Origin of the sequence: Magnetospirillum sp. (assembly GCA_027532905.1) — a bacterium.
Classification (GTDB): Bacteria; Pseudomonadota; Alphaproteobacteria; order CACIAM-22H2; family CACIAM-22H2; genus Tagaea.
The window spans coordinates 568,313-586,556 of record JAPZUA010000001.1; the positions used below are offsets into that span (position 1 = coordinate 568,313).

Here is an 18,244-nt window from a genome sequence, read left to right on the forward strand (position 1 = left end):
CCAGACCAGACTTTGGCAATTCGGCCAGGGCTTTGCAACCGATGGAATCGTCCAAAAGGATGGGCTAGGGTCCCGCTTTCGCGAATTGCCACAAAAGAGGCCGTTTTGGATTCGTTTTCGCAGGCAGCCCTCGGGGCTGCGGTCGGTTATGCCGTCGCCGGGCGGCGTTTGGGCCGGCGCGCCATCGCTTTCGGCGCACTGGCCGGCACCATCCCCGATCTCGACAACGTCGCTTTGATGCTGACCGACGGTTGGGCCGAATGGCGCCACCATCGTGGACTCACGCACGGGCTGTTTTTCGCCCCCGTGATGGGGCCGCTGCTGGGCTGGATCGTATGGCGCATGCACAACCGCACCAAGCCCTTCGAGCCGGCCGGCAGCCACGATGCGGCCCCTGCCTGGATGGCGCTGTTCTTCTTCGCGCTCGTAACCCATCCGCTGCTCGATTTCTTCACGATCTACGGGACCCAGCTGCTGGCCCCGTTCGACACGACGCGCTTTGCCGTACCCGGCCTCGGCATCATCGATCCCGGCTACACGCTGCCGCTGTTCGCGGCATTGATCGTCGCCCTTTGGCGCCCGCGCGCCGGGCTCTCGTTCCTCGCCATTTTTGCGGCCCTCTTTGCGACCAGCGCCTATCTGTTCTACGGCATCTCGAACAACGCCAAGGTCGAAGCCCGTGCGCGCGCCCAGCTTGTCGCCGAAGCGGTGCAACCTGCAGACGTGCGCGTCTACACGACGATTTTCCAGCCCTGGCTGCGCCGCATCGTCGTGGACGAGCCCGAGGGCGCGCGCGTCGGCTTTGCAACGGCGGACCAGAAAGACGCGATCGCGTGGCTGTGCTTCGTGCGTCCCCAACATCCGGCGATCGACGTCGCTTTGGCGACCCCGGAAGGCAAGCTGTTTGCTTGGTTTGCGATGGGCGAGGTGTGGCCGAGCCTCGCTGCAGCCGACGACGGCTCGACCGTGGTGCGGCTCACCGATCGGCGCTACGGCGTGCCAGGGCCGACCGCGCAAGGCTGGTGGGGCATCGAAATGCGCATCGCCGCCGACGGCAGTATCGCCGAAGCGCCGCGCCGCATCAATCTGCCGCGCGGCGCCGACGGCAACGCGATCGGCCAGCTTTTCGCGGCATCGCGCGGGGAAGCAAATGCGTTGTTTGCGCAAGCCGAGAGTGCCGAGGAGGCGGCCGAGAATTGCCGCACGTCGCGCAGCGGTTAGGTCTGCTTTCGCGAGCGAGAGGGCGCACAGAATGGATGAGGCAACCACAGACAAGCGCGTCTGCTTCGATTTCGAGATCGATTTCTCGAACGGCGGCGGCCTTCAAGGGCAAGGGTTCCGGCTCGACATCGACGGCGACAACATCACAGACGCAGAGCTGGCCGCCTACATCGTGAAAGACTTGCGGCTGTTGATGGTGGGAAGCGTCCGGATCCTGAAGAAGTCGATCATCACCGAGCGGCACAAACGGCGCGCGGACTAAACGTATTTATCGCCGCGCAGAACCGACACGTCGCCGAGCCACGCGATCGTCGCGAAACGCGGGAAGTAATGCTCCGAAAGCCGGGCCATGATTTTTTCGGCCACGGCTTCGCTGACCACCGCGTCGATGCGCAGATTGAGCTCGCCCACCCGGCCCATGCGCTTGCCGCGCGAACCTTGGCCGTGTGCTTCGACCATCGTGTAGCCGGAAGCGCCCAGCCGCATCATGTCTTCGGCGATCTTCGGGGCCACGACCTCTTCGGCCACAACGGTGATGAGTTTAAGCGCCACAGTCATGTCACGGACCTTTCAGCATCTGCGCGAAGGCAAAGTAAAGCGGCAATCCCACCACCAGATTGAACGGAAACGTGATCGCAAGCGACGCGGTCAGATAGAAGCCCGGATTGGCCTCGGGCAACGCAATGCGCACGGCGGCAGGGGCGGCGATATAGGAGGCGCTCGCCGCGAGCACGCCAAGGATCGTCGCCCCGCCGACCGACAGGCCGATCTCGTAGCCCACAAACACGCCGAGAATGCCGTGCAGAACCGGCATCACAATCGCAAACGCAATCAGGAACGGGCCGACCTGCTTGAAGTCGCCAAGGCGGCGAGCCGCAACGAGCCCCATATCGAGCAAGAATAGGCACAGCGCCCCCTGGAACGGATCGGCGAAAAAGGGTGCGACCGATTTGTAGCCGGTAGGCCCGGCCAAAAAACCGATCGCAAGCCCGCCCACCAGAAGCACGATGCTTTTGCCCGCCAGCACTTCGGGGAGCGCAGAGCGCCAATCGCCGTCGGCCGCACCCTTGAGCTTGGCGAGAAGAAGCGCCACGACGATGGCCGGCACTTCCATGACCGCAAGCACGGCCGGCATGAAACCTTCGGCCGGCAATCCGGCCGACTGCAGATAGGCCGTGGCCGCAATGAAGGTGACGGCCGAGACCGAGCCGTAGTGAGCCGCGATCGCGGCCGCGTTCGATGCGTCGAACTTGCCGAGCCTTGTCAGGATGTAGAACGACCAGAGCGGGATCGCCGTGCCGAGCCCGAAGCCTGCGAGCAACGCCAGTATCACCGTACCGAACGGTGCAACCGACAAGGCCACGCCACCTTTGAGGCCGATCGCGAACAGCAGATAAATCGACAGGGCCGTATAGACCTGGTCCGGGAATTTGAGATCGCTGCGCACCAAATGGGCAAGCGCGCCCAGCACGAACGACAGCACCATCGGCGACAGGAGGTTGAGGCGAACAAGTTCGAGCGTCGTCATGTCGGGGAAACTCGCAAGCGCAGAACTACAGCAACGATACGCAGTATGGCCGGGCAATCCGCTCGCCACAATGGCTTGGCTTTCGCCATTCGGGTAGGCATATTCGCGCGCATGAAAATTCTTCCGATTGCCGTCGCGCTCGTCTTTGCCGCCTTCCCCGCCCTTGCCGCTTCGGCCGACGCGCCCAAGCTCGCCGGCGAATTGATGGGCCTTGCCTGGGTCTTGCCGTTTGCCGCGATCCTGCTTGGCATTGCGTTGGGACCGCTGCTCGCGGCGCATTTTTGGCATGCGCATTACGGCAAATTCGCGGTTGGCTGCGCAGTCGCATTTTTGGCACCGTGCGCCGCGATCTTCGGCGCCGATGTCGCACTCTACGAATTTCTGCACACGATGCTGCTCGAATACATTCCGTTCATCGTGATGCTGTTTTCGCTTTATGTCGTGGCCTGCGGCGTGCGGTTGCGCGGCGATCTGGTCGGAACGCCGGCACTCAATACCGGCATGTTGGCCTTCGGCACGTTGATCGCGAGCGTGATGGGCACGACGGGTGCGTGCATGCTGCTGATCCAGCCGATGCTGCGCGCCAATGCGTGGCGCAAAAAGAACGTGCACGTGTTCGTTTTCTTTATCTTCCTGGTCGGCAATATCGGCGGCAGCCTGACGCCGCTGGGCGACCCGCCGCTCTTCATCGGCTTTCTGGAAGGCGTGGACTTCTTCTGGACCACAAAGGCAATGCTGGCGCCGATGCTGCTTGTCGCGGTCCCGCTGCTGGTCGCTTTCTACGCGCTCGACAGCTATTTCTATCGCGGCGAAGGAACGCCGCCCAAACCATCGGGCGAAGCCTTCGCGGTCGAAGGCAAGATCAATCTGCTTCTGCTGGCGGGCGTCGTCGCGGCTGTGCTCATGTCGGGCGTATGGCGCCCGAATCTACCCGTCGAGATCTACTACACGCCGGTCGCCCTCGAGAGCATCGTGCGCTCGGTGCTGCTGCTGGCCCTTGCCTGGGCCTCGCTCGTGCTGACGGACAACGACAGCCGCATGGCGAACGGATTCAGCTGGGAGCCGATCGCGGAGGTCGCCAAGCTCTTCGTCGGCATATTCGTGACGATCGTGCCCGTGCTCGCGATCATCCGCTCGGGCCAGGACGGCGCCCTCGGCGGGCTCATCGCCCTGCTCAACAGCAACGGCCAGCCCGACAATCTGATGTATTTCTGGATCACGGGGATCCTGTCGGGATTCCTCGACAATGCGCCCACCTATCTGCTGTTCTTCAACCTCGCGGGCGGCGATCCCGAAACGCTGATGGGGCCGCTTGCGACCACATTGCTGGCGATCTCCTGCGGCTCGGTCTTCATGGGGGCGCTCACCTATATCGGCAACGCGCCCAATTTCATGGTCAAAGCGGTCGCCGAAAAAGCCGGCATCAGGATGCCCAGCTTCTTCGGCTATATGCTGTGGTCGTGCGCGTTCCTGCTGCCGCTTTTTGCGCTCGTCACACTGGTCCACTTTCGCTAGGTTCGAAAAAAACCAAGCGGAGCCGGGTCGATGCGCGTTGCTGGATTAGCCGTTGCGTTCCTTCTGATTGCCACACCTGCCCTCGCCGCCGAAGGCCTCGACGGCTCGAAACTCGGCATCGTCTGGGCCGTGCCGTTCGTCGGCATTCTGCTCTCGATCGCGATCTTGCCGCTCGCTGCCCCGCAGCTTTGGCACCATCATTACGGCAAAATCGCGCTCGGCTGGGCGCTGGCATTCCTGCTGCCCTTCGCCGCAATCGCCGATCTCGACACAGTCGCGGAGACGACCGCGCATGTGCTGCTTGGCGAGTACATTCCGTTCATCATACTGATCGGCACGCTGTTCACGGTAGCCGGCGGCGTGCTGCTGCGCGGCAACATCCACGGCAGTGCGGCCACGAATACGGGCATGCTTGCCATCGGCACGGTGATTGCGAGCTTCACCGGCACCACGGGTGCCGCCATGCTGATGATCCGGCCGATGCTGCGCGCCAACGACAATCGCCGCCACAACGCGCATGTTTTCGTGTTTTTCATCTTCCTCGTCGCCAATGTCGGCGGCAGCCTCACCCCGCTCGGCGATCCGCCGCTGTTCCTGGGTTTCCTCAAGGGTGTCGATTTTTTCTGGCCGACCGTGCACCTGTTCTTGCCGATGCTGACGGTGACCGTGCTGCTGCTCGTCGCGTTCTATTTCGTCGACAGCTACTACTACCGCTTCGACACGCATCTGCCGCCCAAGCCCGATCCCACGCCGGACACGAAGCTGCGCCTGGAAGGGCGCCTCAATCTGCTGCTGCTGGGCGGCGTGGTCGGTGCCGTGCTGCTGTCGGGGGCTTGGAAATCGGGCGTCGCATTCAAAGTTCTCGGCGTGGCGCTGACGCTCGAAGGACTGGTGCGCGATGTGCTGCTGCTGAGCTTGGCAGCCGTGTCGGTCGCGGCAACCTCGAAGCAGGTGCGCGACGACAACGGCTTCAGCTGGGGGCCGATCCTCGAGGTCGCCAAGCTGTTCTTCGGCATCTTCGTGACCATCGTGCCGGTCATCGCGATGCTGCGCGCAGGCACGGACGGTGCCTTTGCGGGCCTCGTGCATCTCGTGACAAGGCCCGACGGCACGCCCAATGTTGCGATGTATTTCTGGATGACTGGCATCCTGTCGAGCTTCCTCGACAATGCGCCGACCTATCTCGTGTTTTTCAATCTCGCAGGCGGCGACCCCGAGACGTTAATGGGGCCACTCGCGGCCACGCTTGCCGCGATCTCGGCCGGGGCCGTGTTCATGGGGGCGAATTCGTATATCGGCAACGCGCCCAATTTCATGGTCAAGGCCGTGGCCGAAGAAGCGGGCGTGCGCATGCCGAGTTTCTTCGGCTACATGGGCTGGGCGTTCGTGTTCCTGATCCCGTGTTTTGCGCTGACGACCTGGCTCTTCTTCATCTGACGCGCGCTTGGGCGGCCGCGCGCGCCACGGCGAGCAGCGCGTCGCGGTCGTCGGCAGCGGCACTCTTGCAGCGCCGCTCGGTGCCGCAGGTCTCGCAGGTATGCGTCAAGGTCCAGCCGCCGCGCGCGGGCTCGACCGCGACAGGCCGCATCGCCCCGCCGCATTCGGCCGCCCGGTCGCCCGGATTGACGTCGACATGGCGCGACCACAGGCAATGCGGGCAATGGTTGGTGTAGCCGTCGCCGACCACATGCATGCCGCAATGGCCGCACGCAAAATCCTCGATGCGGCGTTGGAAGCGTTTGCTCATAGCCCCGACAAATAGCGCGCAAGGCCGAAGGCGGCGCCTGCGATCACCAGCCAATGGATCGCAAGGCCGACGCGCACAAGCAGAACAAGCGCCACGACCGCCACCGCAATCGCGACGTGATCGATACCGCTTGCGGGCCAGAATACGGCCTGGCCCAGAAACACGCCGAGATTGAGAATCACGCCCACGACCGCGGCGGTGATTGCCCCCAAGGCGGCCGAAGCGGCCTTGTTCTCGTGCAGGCCCTCGACGTAAGGGGCACCTGCGAGAATGAACAAAAAGCTCGGCAGGAAGGTGACGTAAGTGGTTAACAGCGCCGCAGCGGCCGCGGTCGTCAACGGGTCGGCCGCACCGGCGTTCCAGCCCGCGAAGAACCCGACATATTGCAGCACCAGAATGAGCGGCCCGGGCGTGGTTTCGGCGAGTGCCAAACCGTTCAGCATGTCGGCGGGCGTGAGCCAGCCATAGAGATTGACTGCCGCGTCCGCGACATAAGGCAGCACGGCATAGGCACCGCCGAACGTGACGAACGCCGCTTTTGTGAACAGCGCCGCCACGTCGGCAAATGGCTTCGCTCCCATCATGAACAACACGCCCACGACCGGGATCGCCCACAGCACGGCGAACACCGCACAGAGCCCCGTGAAACGCAACATCGGCCGTGCCGGCAGCAACACATCGTCCGGCACGTCGCCGCCCGCCGCGCTCGCGTGCCCGCCGGCCGCAAAGGGCGAGGTCGCATCCCCGCGCGCTGACAGCACGCCCACCAAAGCCGCTGCAGCAACCACCCACGGAAAACCGATGTCGAGAAAATGGATGGCCACGAAGGCTGCGACGGCAAGCGCCGCCGCTTGCCAGGTCTGCAGCGCCTTCTTGCCGATGCGCCAGACCGCGTGCAGCACGACGGCAACGACGACGGGTTTGAGCCCGTCGAAAATCGCACCCACCGCGCCCGTCTCGCCGTGCACGGCCGCAATGTAGGAAAGTACGAGCATGCACAAGGCACCCGGCAGCACGAACAGCGTTCCCGCCGCAACCCCGCCCCACGTACCGTGCAGGCGCCAGCCGATATAAGTTGCAAGCTGCTGCGCCTCGGGGCCCGGCAGCAGCGTGGCGAAGGAAAGCCCGCGCAAGAAGCTGCGCTGGCCGATCCAGCGCTGCTTGTCGACGAGATCGTGCTGCATCATCGCGATCTGGCCCGCAGGACCGCCGAAGGACAGGCAGCCGAGCTTGAACCAATAGGCGAGTGCGGTGCGGTAGCTCGGCCGGTCGCCGAAAGCGGGGGCGGAAGCGTCGGGCATATGCGCTCCTGTGGAATGAAATCGTTTCTAGCGTGTTGCGTCTTTAGCGGTCACGGGCTTGCCCATCGCGCGCCAACCGACGATGCCGGTGTCGAGATAGTCGGCATCGTAGCCTTGCGCGCGCAAGGCGGCAGCCGTGTCCTGGCTGAAGGAGAATCCGTAGACGCAATAAACCACGAGTTTGCGCCCCTTCGGCAGGCCCGCTTTGGCGCCGTCCGGCTCGGCCGGGTCGATGCGCATCGCACCGGGAAGAATGTCGGATGCCGCCACAAAAGCCGGCCCGCGCCTGGCATCGACAAATACGCCATCGAACCCGTCGAGCGCTTCGATCGCCACGGCATGCAGGGCAGCGGACGGCATACTGTCGCGCCAGCGCATCGCCGCCCGCGTCCAATCGATCGTCGCCATGAACGCATCGACATAGCGCCCGGCATCAGCACCGTAGTCGAGATGGTAGGCATGCTCGTACATGTCGAGGGCGAGCAGCGGTGTCGCACCCGCAAACCCCATCGCATGGTCGGCTCCCCATTGGATCACGAGGCGCCCGTCGCGATTTTCGCGCGCCAGCACGACCCAGCCCGAACCACCCGCCAACGCTTTGGCGCAGGCCGCAAAACGTGTGTGCCATTCTTCGAAAGACCCGAAATCGCGCGCGATTGCCGCACCAAGATCGTTGGGCACCGGTGTCGCCGGTGCCAGCGCCTCGAAATAGATCTCGTGCAGCACCATCGAATTGTAGGCAATGAGCTCGTGATGCTTGAGGCCGTTCCACTCGAATCCAGGCGCAGCCGGATCGAGTGCCTTGAGCCGTGCGGAGATCGCGTTCAGCCGCTTTACGGCGCCCGCATAGTTGTTGGCGTAATGGCTGGCGACGAGTTTTTCGCTGAACCCCGGATAGGATTCGGGCTTGGCGGCCAAGGGCTTCAGATAACGCATGTCCATCTCCTCTCAAGCCGAACCTGCTTTGCAGGCTCGCTCAAAAGGCAGCGCTTGGACGAGCGGATCGTCTTGGAAAACTCGGGGCGACTGCCGACGGCCCCGCGTAATTCGGGATATACGCGCAAAAGCCGCGGCAATGCAAGTCTCGCTTACTTGAAGCGGACCTTCATGATTTCATAGGCCTTGCTGCCGCGCGGCGTGGTCACTTCGACCGTGTCGCCGGCCTGCTTGTTGATGAGGGCGCGCGACAGAGGCGAGGTGATCGAGATGCGGCCCTTCTCGACGTCGGCTTCGTCGGCACCGACGATCTGGTAGGTGGCCTCTTCGTTCGTGTCGATGTCGGCCAGCGTGACCTTGGCGCCGAACTTGATGTGTTTGCCCGAGAGCGACGCCACGTCGATGATCTCGCCGCGGCTCACCTTGTCCTCGAGCTCGCCGATGCGCCCTTCGATGAAGGATTGGCGTTCGCGCGCGGCATGGTATTCGGCGTTTTCCGAAAGATCGCCGTGGTCGCGGGCTTCGGCGATGGCGCGAATGACGGCCGGACGCTCGACGGTTTTGAGGTTCTTAAGTTCCGCTTCGAGGCGTTCGTAGCCCTCGCGCGTCATCGGAATCTTGTCCATTGCTTGCCGATCCGTGCCCTAACGCTTCCTGTTTTTGCGTCGCCGATTTTGCATCGACGCCAGCCGCCCAAAGCGAGCCATCAACGCTGGTCCATCGCGGGCGGTCTTCCATGACCGGCCGTCGCGCAAGACCCGCTGGTGAGGGGATCGCCGTCAGAAGGCCCCTTTAAAGTACGCTTGCAGCGGCGCAACTTCAAGACTGCCGGCGCGGAGTGCCGAGATCGCCTCGCCGGCCGCGCGCGCCCCTGCCAAGGTCGTATAGTAGGCAATCCCGCCCATCAAGGCGGCATGGCGTAGGCTGAACGAGTCAGCAACAGCCTGCGCGCCGTCGGTCGTATTGAACACAAGGTGAACTTTGTTCGATTTGATGGCGTCCACGATATGCGGACGGCCTTCGAGTACCTTGTTCACGTGGACGACGTCGATCCCGTTTTTGCGCAGGAACACGGCCGTTCCCCCGGTCGCCATCACGCCGAAACCGAGTGCGACCAATTTTCGCACCGGTGCGAGGATCGCCTTTTTATCGGCATCGCGCACCGACACGAACAACGTGCCGGCGGTGGGGAGCTTCTGCGAGGCGCCGATCTGCGCCTTGGCAAAGGCGTGGCCGAAATCGGCATCGATGCCCATTACCTCGCCGGTCGATTTCATCTCCGGCCCCAAGATCGTGTCGGAGCCGGGGAAGCGGGCGAACGGAAACACGGCTTCTTTGACCGCGACATGGTCGAGCTTGCGCTTCTTGAGCTTGAAGCTTGCAAGGCTCTCGCCCGCCATCACGCGCGCGGCGATTTTGGCGATCGCAACGCCCGTCGCCTTGGCCACAAACGGCACCGTGCGCGAGGCGCGGGGATTGACCTCAAGCACGTAGACGCGCCCCTCTTTGACCGCGAACTGCACGTTCATGAGCCCGACCACGCCAAGCCCGCGCGCCAGGGCCGCCGTCTGGCGCTCGATCGCGTCGAGAATTTTCTTGGGCAGCGAATAGGGCGGCAGCGAGCACGCACTGTCGCCCGAATGGATGCCCGCCTCTTCGATATGCTCCATGATGCCCGCCACGTGCACGGTCTCGGCATCGGCCACCGCATCGACGTCGACCTCGATCGCGTCCTGCAGATAGCTGTCGATCAGTACCGGGTTTTTGCCCGAAACGCGCACCGCTTCGGCGATGAAGCTGCGCAGCTGGTCGACCGAATGCACGATCTTCATCGCGCGCCCGCCGAGCACGTAGCTCGGGCGCAGCAACACGGGATAGCCGATGCGTGCTGCTTCCGCTTCCGCTTCGACGGCCGAAAATGCCGTGCCCGAGGCGGGCTGCTCGAGCCCGAGCTGCGACAAGAGCTTCGCGAAACGCTGGCGATCTTCGGCCAGATCGATCGCGTCGGGCGTGGTACCCAGGATCGGAATGCCGGCTTCGGCCAACGCATCGGCGAGGCGCAGCGGCGTCTGGCCGCCGAACTGGCAGATCACGCCGAGCACCTTGCCGTTGCTCTGCTCGCGCCGCACGATCTCGATCACGGTCTCGGGTGTCAGCGGCTCGAAATAGAGCCGGTCGGCCGTGTCGTAGTCGGTCGAGACGGTCTCGGGATTGCAGTTGACCATGATCGTCTCGAAGCCCGCCTCGCGCAGTGCATAGACCGCGTGCACGCAGCAATAGTCGAACTCGATCCCCTGGCCGATGCGGTTGGGCCCGCCGCCCAGGATCACGACTTTGGTGCGGTCGGTGGCGTCGTCTTCGCTCTGCGCCGCACCGAATGCGGGCGTTTCGTAGCTCGAATAAAGATAGGGCGTGAGGCTCGCAAATTCGGCCGCACAGGTGTCGATGCGCTTGAACACAGGCACGACGCCTTGCGCGCGGCGGGCTGCCGTCACTTCCGCTTCGCTTTTGCGCGCAAGCTGGGCGAGCTTCGCGTCGCCGAAGCCCATCTGCTTGAGCCGCGTCCAACCGGCGGCGTCCTTGGGCAGGCCGGCGGTTTTGATCGCGGCTTCTTCGGCGACCAGCTCTTCGACCTGGCGCACGAACCACGGATCGAAGCTCGAAATGCGGCAGATGTCTTCGACATTGAAGCCGAAGCGCAGCGCCTGCGCGATCACAAGCAAGCGGTCGGGCGAGGGCCGTGCGAGGGCCGCCACGATCGCCTCGCGGATCTTGCCCGCATCGTCGTCGGGGATGTCGATCTCGTCGAGCCCGCTGAAGCCCGTCTCCATCGAGCGCAGCGCCTTCTGCAGCGCTTCCTTGAAATTGCGGCCGATCGCCATCGCCTCGCCGACCGACTTCATCGAGGTCGACAGCAATTGCGGCGTGCCCGGAAACTTCTCGAACGTGAAGCGCGGCATCTTGACCACGACGTAGTCGATGGTCGGCTCGAAGGCGGCGGGCGTGACACCCGTAATGTCGTTCTTGAGTTCGTCGAGCGTGTAGCCAACCGCGAGTTTGGCCGCGATCTTGGCGATGGGAAAACCCGTTGCCTTCGAAGCGAGGGCGGACGAGCGCGACACGCGCGGATTCATCTCGATCACGACCATTCGCCCGGTCTTGGGATCGACCGCGAACTGCACGTTCGAGCCGCCGGTGTCGACGCCGATCTCGCGCAACGTCGCGATCGAGGCGTTGCGCATGATCTGGAATTCTTTGTCCGTCAGCGTCAGAGCGGGGGCCACCGTCACGCTGTCGCCGGTATGGATGCCCATCGGGTCGATGTTTTCGATCGAGCACACGATGATGCAATTGTCGTTGCGGTCGCGCACGACCTCCATCTCGTATTCTTTCCAGCCCAGCACGCTTTCTTCGACAAGCGTCGAACCGACGGGGCTTGCGCGCAACGCGCCGAACACGATCTGCTCGTATTCGTCCACGTTGTAGGCAATGCCGCCGCCCGTGCCGCCCATCGTGAAAGACGGGCGGATGATGGCGGGCAGGCCCACCGCTTCAAGGGCGGCCTTGGCGTCGTCCATGCTTTTGACGAGCACGGATTTGGGACTTTCCAGGCCGATCTTCGACATCGCGTCGCGAAAGCGCAGCCGGTCCTCGGCCTTGTCGATCGCGTCGCGATTGGCGCCGATGAGCTCGACGCCGTATTTTTCGAGTACGCCTGAATCCGCGAGCGCCATCGCGACGTTGAGCGCGGTCTGCCCGCCCATCGTGGGCAGCAGCGCATCGGGCCGTTCCTTGGCGATGATCTTCTCGACGATGTCGGGCACGATCGGCTCGACGTAAGTGGCGTCCGCCAGCGACGGATCGGTCATGATCGTGGCCGGGTTCGAATTGACCAGCACGATGCGGTAGCCCTCTTCCTTGAGGGCGCGACAGGCTTGCGTGCCCGAATAGTCGAACTCGCACGCCTGCCCGATCACGATGGGCCCGGCCCCGATGATGAGAATGGATTTGATGTCGGTGCGCTTGGGCATGTGTCAGGCCGCCTTCGAGTTGGTCATCAATGCCGTGAAGCGCGCGAACAGATAATGCGCGTCTTGCGGGCCGGGGCTGGCTTCGGGGTGGTACTGCACCGAGAAGGCCGGGCGGTCGAGGCAGCGCAAGCCTTCGTTGGTCTGGTCGAATAGCGACACGTGCGTAACCTTGGCCAATGCGGGCAGCGTTTCGGGCAGCACCGCAAAGCCGTGATTCTGGCTCGTGATCTCGACCTTGCCGGTTTCGAGATCTTTGACCGGATGATTGGCCCCGCGATGGCCGCGCGCGAGTTTTGTGGTCTTCGCACCCAAAGCAAGGGCCAGCAATTGATGGCCCAAGCAGATGCCAAAGATGGGAATACGCTTGTCGAGCAGCGCCTTGATCGTCGGCACGGCGTACACACCCGTCGCCGCCGGATCGCCGGGGCCGTTCGACAGGAACACGCCGTCCGGCTTGTGGCGCAACACGTCTTCGGCGGTGGCTTGGGCGGGCAGCACCGTCACTTTGCAGCCGGCTTGCGCCAAGCAGCGCAGGATGTTGCGCTTGGCCCCGTAGTCGAGCGCGACGACGTGGAACTTGGGTTTCCCCAATTTGCCGTAGCCTTTGCCGAGCGCCCACACGGTTTCGTCCCAGGCGTAGCTTTGGCGCGCGGTCACTTCCTTGGCGAGATCCATGCCTTCGAGGCCCGGCCATGCGGCGGCCTCTTCGACCAAGGCACTCGCGTCGATCTTGCCGTCGGGGCGATGAATGAGCGTGCCGTTGGGCGCACCCGCATCGCGGATATGGCGCGTGAGGGCGCGCGTATCCACGCCGCAAATGCCGGGGATGCCGCTCGCCTTCAGCCATGCATCAAGCGTTTGCGTCGAACGGAAATTCGACGGAGCGGTGATGTCTTCGCGCAGCACGAGCCCGCGCGCGGCCGGCACCAAAGTTTCGATGTCTTCGGGGTTGGTCCCGACATTGCCGACATGCGGGAACGTGAAGGTCACGATCTGGCCCGCATAGGATGGATCGGTCAGAATTTCTTGGTAGCCGGTGATCGAAGTGTTGAAGCACACCTCGCCGGTCTTCTTCGCGGCGGCCCCGAGCCCCTTGCCCCAGAAGATCGTGCCGTCGGCCAGCGCCAAAGCGGCAGTTGCACCAGGCGGCGGGCTCGATTTGCGGTTGGGCATCGGCGATCTCCTCGAACGGCGGTGGGCGCGCAATGCGAGCCGTCTACGCAAATCGCCGCCAGCCGGTCAATCGCCGCTTTTCCACAGCCCAAAACCCTGATTCAACGACATTTTTCGGCGCATGGTCGCCTAGCGCCATGCTTCCGCCCGCGCGAATCACTGGCGTTTTGTGGACTGTTTGGATAAGTCTGTACCAAATGGTAAAACAAATTGCCGAACGCGCCGATTTGCTGCCAAAGCTCGCCCAGCTCTTCCGTCGGCGCGGCTACGAGGGCACGTCGCTTGCCGCGATCGCGACGGCAACGGGTTTGGGCAAAGGCAGCCTCTACCATTTCTTCCCAGGCGGTAAGCCCGAGATGGCGCAAGCCGTGCTCGACGAAACGGCCGCGTGGTTCGCGCGCGAAATCCTTGGGCCGCTGCGCCATCCAGGCCCGCCGCGCGTTGCCATTCGCGAAATGTGCCGTGCGCTCGAGGCGCATCACAAGGGTGGAACGCAGATCTGCGCCTTCGCACTTTTCGCGGCCGACGAAACGCAAACGCTGTTTGCGGCCCCGTTGCGCGCGCATTTCCAGCAATGGATCGAAGCGTTGGCGCGCGTGCTCGTGCTTGCGGGCCGCGGTGCGGCTGCCGCGCGCACCGAAGCGTTCGATGCGGTCGCCTGCGTGCAGGGCGCGATCATTCTGGCGCGTGCGGCCGAAGACGGGCGCGTCTTTGCAGGTGCCGTGGCACGGCTCGAAGCGCGGCTATGCGCCTAACGCGGCTGGCTTCGGCCCGCCGGTCGCCCAATCCATAAGCTCGACCGTGTGCACGACCGGCATGTCGGCGGCCGCTGCGATCTGCGCCATGCAGCCGATATTGCCGGCCGCGACGAGGCTCGCACCCGTGGCCGCAAGATTAGCAACTTTGCGCGCCTGCAATTGCTTGGCGATTTCGGGCTGCATCAGATTGTAGGTGCCGGCCGAGCCGCAGCACAGATGCCCCTCGGCCGGATCGCGCATCGCAAATCCGGCATCGGCGAGCAGCTTGCGCGGGACCGAACCCAGCTTCTGCCCATGCTGCAGCGAGCAGGCGGAATGGTAGGCGACGACAAGCGCCTCGGGCGCCTTTGCCGCCGGCTTCAAATCGCGCAGAACTTCCGAAATGTCGCGCGCCCGGCTTGAGACGGCCTCGGCCATTGCCTTCAACTGCGCGTCTTCGCGGAACATGAAGCCGTAATCCTTGACCGTAGTTCCGCAGCCCGACGCGTTGACGACGATCGCGTCGGGGCCGCGCCCGCTCCACATTCCCATCCAGGCGCGGATATTGGCCGCCGCCGAAGCGTGGCTCGCATCGACATTGCCCATGTGGTGCGTGAGCGCCCCGCAGCAGCCCGAGCCGGGGGCGATCGCGACCTCGCAGCCAAGCCTTGTGAGCACGCGCACGGTTGCTTCGTTGATCTGCGGGGCCAGCACTTGCTGGGCGCAGCCTTGCAGCAGGGCTACGCGCATTTTTGTTTCGCCTTGCGCTGGGAAAATCCGCGCGTCGCCGATCTGCGACGGCGACGGAATCGCGGTCGGCGCCATTTCCAACATTGCGCGCAGGCGTGCGAGCGGCCCGGTCTGCGGCAGCAGTCCCTTCAAAGGCCGCGCAAGCAACGCCCCGACAAGCGCCACGCGAAAACGCTGGGGATGCGGCAGGATTGACGCCAGCACACGACGCAGCAGCCGCTCGTGCCACGGCCGCACATAGGTCGCCTCGATATGCGCGCGCGCATGGTCGACGAGATGCATGTAGTTCACGCCCGACGGGCACGTCGTCATGCAAGAAAGGCACGAGAGGCACCGGTCCACGTGCTTGACCGTGCGCGCATCGGCCGGCCGGTTCTTCTCGAGCATGTCCTTGATCAGATAGATGCGGCCGCGCGGACTGTCGAGCTCGTCGCCGAGCAGCGTATAGGTCGGGCACGTCGCGGTGCAGAAGCCGCAATGCACGCATTTGCGCAAGATGGCTTCCGACGCCTTCATGTCGGGATCGGCCAACTGCGCGAGGGTGAAATTGGTTTGCATCTGGGGCGCTCTCAGTAGGCTTCCGACAGGCGGCCGGGATTGAGGATGCCCTTGGGGTCGAACTGGGCTTTGACGCCGCGATTGAGGGCGGCCACACCCGCCGACGGCGGCTCGAACACGGGCACGGCCAAGCGCAACGCATCGGGCGCGCGCATCAAGGTCGCGTGGCCTTCCGAAAAGCTTGCACGAATGGCGGCGGCGTGCGCATCGCCCGAGGCGGGCACGGCCAGCCACACGAGGCCCCCACCCCAATCGCAGAACCAATCCGCGTCGGGTGCGGCCGCCGCAACGGCGGGTCCATGCGTGGGGGCGACCGACACACGCCAAATGGCGGCGTTGCGGTCGGGCAGCAGGGAAGCGACGTCGCGGATCTCGCGCCAGAGTTTGAGGCTGCGCATCGTATGCAGTTCTTCGACAGGTCCGAACGCGCCCAAGTTACGGCACAAGGCTTCGCAGCGGGCCGCAACCGAAACGGCCGTACCCTCGACGCGGATGGCGGTCACGCTCGCACTTGCCTGCGCCACATGGTCCACACTCGAGCGTGCTGCCGCACGCTTGGGCAGATAGGCGGCCCCCGACACTTCCCACGGGCTGTTGAGCGCGTCGGCCATCGCAGCGACGGCCTTGGCGGGATCGAGGCCGAAGACGAGCACGTTGCGCGTCTTGGCACCGGCTGGCATCACTTTGACCGTGACGCGGTCGAGAACGGCAAGCGTGCCCATCGAACCTGCCACGATCTTCGGCAGATCGTAGCCGGTCACGTTTTTTACGACTTTGGACCCGGCCTTGAATTCCTCGCCGCGCCCCGACACGCCCGAGAATCCCAAGAAATGGTCGCGCGCCGCGCCCATCTTGATGCGCCGCGGCCCGCCGAGATTGGCGGCCAAAGCGCCGCCGATGCTGCCGCTGTCGGCCTCCGCGATCCCGTAGAGCGCACCCAGATCCGGCGGCTCGAAGGCCAACATTTGCGCGCGCTGTTCGAGCAGCAGCAGAATGTCGCGCATCTTGGTGGCGGCGTTGCAGGTCAGCACGAGCTCTTCGGGCTCGTATTCGACGTCGCCCGCGAGTGCGGACAAATCGAGCGTGCGCGCGGCCTTCGTCGGCCGGCCGAGCGATACCTTGGTGCCGAGACCCTGCACGCGCAGCGTCTCGCCTTCGGCGGCCGCGTAGGCGACGCACTCTTGCAGCTGTTTGGCGTTTGTCGGTTTGAAATCCATTGGCGGATACAGCCGTCAGAATCGCGGCAGATCGGGGAACGGCACTTGGCCCTTGTGCACGCGCATGCGGCCCATCTCGGCGCAACGATGCAACTGCGGGAATACTTTGCCCGGATTGAGCAGCCCGTCGGCGTCGAACGCGCATTTGAGGCGCATCTGCGTGGCGAGATCGTCTTCGTCGAACATCGCGGGCATGAGGTCGCGCTTCTCGATGCCAACGCCATGTTCGCCGGTCAACACGCCGCCCGCCGCCACGCACAGGCGCAGAATATCGGCCCCGCACGCTTCGGCCGCCAACAACTCGCCGTCCTTGTTGGCGTCGAACAGAATGAGCGGATGCAGATTGCCGTCGCCCGCATGGAACACGTTGGCGACACCCACGCCGTGCTTGGCGGCAATGTCGGAAATGCCGCGCAGCACGTCGGCTAGGCGTTTGCGCGGGATGGTGCCGTCCATGCAGATATAGTCGGGGCTGATGCGCCCCACCGCCGGGAACGCCGCCTTGCGCCCGGCCCAGAAGCGCATGCGCTCCTCCTCCGATTCGGAAATGCGGCTCGTGACGGCGTTGTTCTCGCGCGCGATACGCTCCACGTTCGCGATGAGCTCGTCGACTTCCGCCTGCGGCCCGTCAAGTTCGACGATGAGCAGGCTTTCGACGTCGAGCGGGTAGCCGGCGTTCACGAAGGCCTCGGCCGCATGGATCGCGGGTTTGTCCATCATCTCGATGCCGCCGGGCACAATGCCCTCGGCGATGATCTGCGCCACACAATTGCCGCCGTCTTCGAGCGAGGGGAAGCCCACGAGTACTGCGCGCGCGGTCTCGGGCTTGCGCAGCAGGCGCACGGTCACTTCGGTAACGACGCCCAATAGCCCTTCCGAGCCCACCACAATGCCAAGGAGATCGTAGCCGCCCGCATCGAGATGCTTGCCGCCGAGCCGGATCACCTCGCCCGCCATCGTCACCATCTCGAGCCCAAGCACGTTGTTCGTGGTGAGGCCGTATTTGAGGCAATGCACGCCGCCCGAGTTTTCGGCGACGTTGCCGCCGATCGTGCAGGCGATCTGCGACGACGGATCCGGCGCGTAGTAGAAGCCTGCATGCTGCACGGCCTGGGTGATGCCGAGATTGGTGACCCCCGGCTGCACGCGCGCACAGCGATTGGCGAAATCGATATCGAGCACCTTGTTGAACTTCGCCATGCCGAGCAAAATGCCGTCTTCGAGCGGCAAGGCCCCGCCTGAAAGGCCGGTTCCAGCCCCGCGCGGCACGATCTTGATGCCGTTGGCTTGGCAGTATTTCATGACGGCCGCGACTTGGCCCACATTCGAGGGCAGGACCACGACCATCGGCAATGCGCGGTAGATGTTGAGCCCGTCGCACTCGTAGGCGCGGCGCTCTTCTTCGGCGTCGATGACGCCCTCGCCGGGCACGATCGTGCGCAGATCGGCCACGATCTGGCTGCGGCGCGCCAGAATCGCGGCATCGGGTACCGGCATCGTCGGCATTGGCGGTCTCCCAGGGACGTCGTT

Annotated in this window: 16 protein-coding genes; 5 read left to right on the forward strand and 11 right to left on the reverse strand. The window is 64.3% G+C overall.

All coding sequences use genetic code 11. The features are described from left to right. Window positions 1–105: 105 nt before the first annotated feature. Both O9320_02710 and O9320_02715 read left to right on the forward strand, forming a co-directional pair. Window positions 106–1,221, forward strand: coding sequence for a metal-dependent hydrolase (locus O9320_02710; GenBank protein ID MCZ8309735.1), 1,116 nt, complete (start codon window positions 106–108; stop codon window positions 1,219–1,221). A 31-nt stretch (window positions 1,222–1,252) separates the two neighbouring features. Next, window positions 1,253–1,483, forward strand: a complete 231-nt coding sequence (locus O9320_02715; GenBank protein MCZ8309736.1) for a cyclase — start codon at window positions 1,253–1,255, stop codon at window positions 1,481–1,483. On the opposite strand, the gene O9320_02720 is transcribed toward O9320_02715, so the two are convergent. Further along, the gene (locus O9320_02720; protein ID MCZ8309737.1) at window positions 1,480–1,779 is read right to left on the reverse strand and encodes a transcriptional regulator; all 300 of its coding nucleotides are present in this window, start codon (window positions 1,777–1,779) and stop codon (window positions 1,480–1,482) included. The two genes, O9320_02715 and O9320_02720, sit on opposite strands and share 4 nt — an antisense overlap. 1 nt (window position 1,780) lies before the next feature. Continuing rightward, the gene (locus O9320_02725; protein ID MCZ8309738.1) at window positions 1,781–2,749 is read right to left on the reverse strand and encodes a sodium-dependent bicarbonate transport family permease; all 969 of its coding nucleotides are present in this window, start codon (window positions 2,747–2,749) and stop codon (window positions 1,781–1,783) included. Window positions 2,750–2,860: 111 nt separating this feature from the next. Here O9320_02725 and O9320_02730 point away from each other — a divergent pair, with 111 nt between their 5' ends. Then, window positions 2,861–4,264 carry a sodium:proton antiporter gene (locus tag O9320_02730; GenBank protein MCZ8309739.1) on the forward strand — a complete coding sequence of 468 codons (1,404 nt, stop codon included), beginning with the start codon at window positions 2,861–2,863 and terminating at the stop codon, window positions 4,262–4,264. 30 nt (window positions 4,265–4,294) lie between these two features. Continuing rightward, entirely contained in the window at window positions 4,295–5,701 is a 1,407-nt protein-coding gene (locus O9320_02735) for a sodium:proton antiporter (protein MCZ8309740.1), read from the forward strand. On the opposite strand, the gene O9320_02740 is transcribed toward O9320_02735, so the two are convergent. The 6 genes from O9320_02740 to carA all read right to left on the reverse strand — a co-directional run bounded on the left by O9320_02740 (window position 5,694) and on the right by carA (window position 13,452). Next, window positions 5,694–6,011: an RNHCP domain-containing protein gene (locus tag O9320_02740; GenBank protein ID MCZ8309741.1), complete on the reverse strand. Its 318-nt coding sequence runs from the start codon at window positions 6,009–6,011 to the stop codon at window positions 5,694–5,696. The genes O9320_02735 and O9320_02740 overlap by 8 nt on opposite strands. Next, complete coding sequence (chrA, locus tag O9320_02745) at window positions 6,008–7,312, reverse strand: chromate efflux transporter (GenBank protein MCZ8309742.1); 1,305 nt, start codon at window positions 7,310–7,312, stop codon at window positions 6,008–6,010. The genes O9320_02740 and chrA overlap by 4 nt, the downstream gene beginning before the upstream one ends. 27 nt (window positions 7,313–7,339) lie before the next feature. Continuing rightward, a complete protein-coding gene (locus tag O9320_02750; GenBank protein ID MCZ8309743.1) occupies window positions 7,340–8,248 on the reverse strand; it encodes a rhodanese-like domain-containing protein in 909 nt (302 codons plus the stop codon). Between the two features lie 152 nt (window positions 8,249–8,400). Then, complete coding sequence (greA, locus tag O9320_02755; GenBank protein ID MCZ8309744.1) at window positions 8,401–8,874, reverse strand: transcription elongation factor GreA; 474 nt, start codon at window positions 8,872–8,874, stop codon at window positions 8,401–8,403. A 153-nt stretch (window positions 8,875–9,027) separates the two neighbouring features. Beyond that, a complete protein-coding gene (gene carB / locus O9320_02760; GenBank protein MCZ8309745.1) occupies window positions 9,028–12,279 on the reverse strand; it encodes a carbamoyl-phosphate synthase large subunit in 3,252 nt (1,083 codons plus the stop codon). A 3-nt stretch (window positions 12,280–12,282) separates the two neighbouring features. Further along, window positions 12,283–13,452 (reverse strand): glutamine-hydrolyzing carbamoyl-phosphate synthase small subunit, encoded by a 1,170-nt coding sequence (gene carA / locus O9320_02765; protein ID MCZ8309746.1) that lies wholly within the window; start codon window positions 13,450–13,452, stop codon window positions 12,283–12,285. A 197-nt stretch (window positions 13,453–13,649) separates the two neighbouring features. Between carA and O9320_02770 the strand changes: the two genes are divergently transcribed. Next, window positions 13,650–14,207, forward strand: a complete 558-nt coding sequence (locus tag O9320_02770) for a TetR/AcrR family transcriptional regulator (protein MCZ8309747.1) — start codon at window positions 13,650–13,652, stop codon at window positions 14,205–14,207. On the opposite strand, the gene glcF is transcribed toward O9320_02770, so the two are convergent. Genes glcF through O9320_02785 form a run of 3 tightly spaced genes read right to left on the reverse strand, consistent with a single transcriptional unit; the run spans window position 14,196 to window position 18,211 of the window. Continuing rightward, window positions 14,196–15,497, reverse strand: coding sequence for a glycolate oxidase subunit GlcF (gene glcF, locus O9320_02775; GenBank protein MCZ8309748.1), 1,302 nt, complete (start codon window positions 15,495–15,497; stop codon window positions 14,196–14,198). The two genes, O9320_02770 and glcF, sit on opposite strands and share 12 nt — an antisense overlap. 11 nt (window positions 15,498–15,508) lie before the next feature. Further along, window positions 15,509–16,714, reverse strand: a complete 1,206-nt coding sequence (locus tag O9320_02780; GenBank protein ID MCZ8309749.1) for an FAD-binding protein — start codon at window positions 16,712–16,714, stop codon at window positions 15,509–15,511. Window positions 16,715–16,729: 15 nt separating this feature from the next. Continuing rightward, window positions 16,730–18,211, reverse strand: coding sequence for an FAD-binding protein (locus O9320_02785; protein ID MCZ8309750.1), 1,482 nt, complete (start codon window positions 18,209–18,211; stop codon window positions 16,730–16,732). Between the last annotated feature and the right edge of the window lie 33 nt (window positions 18,212–18,244).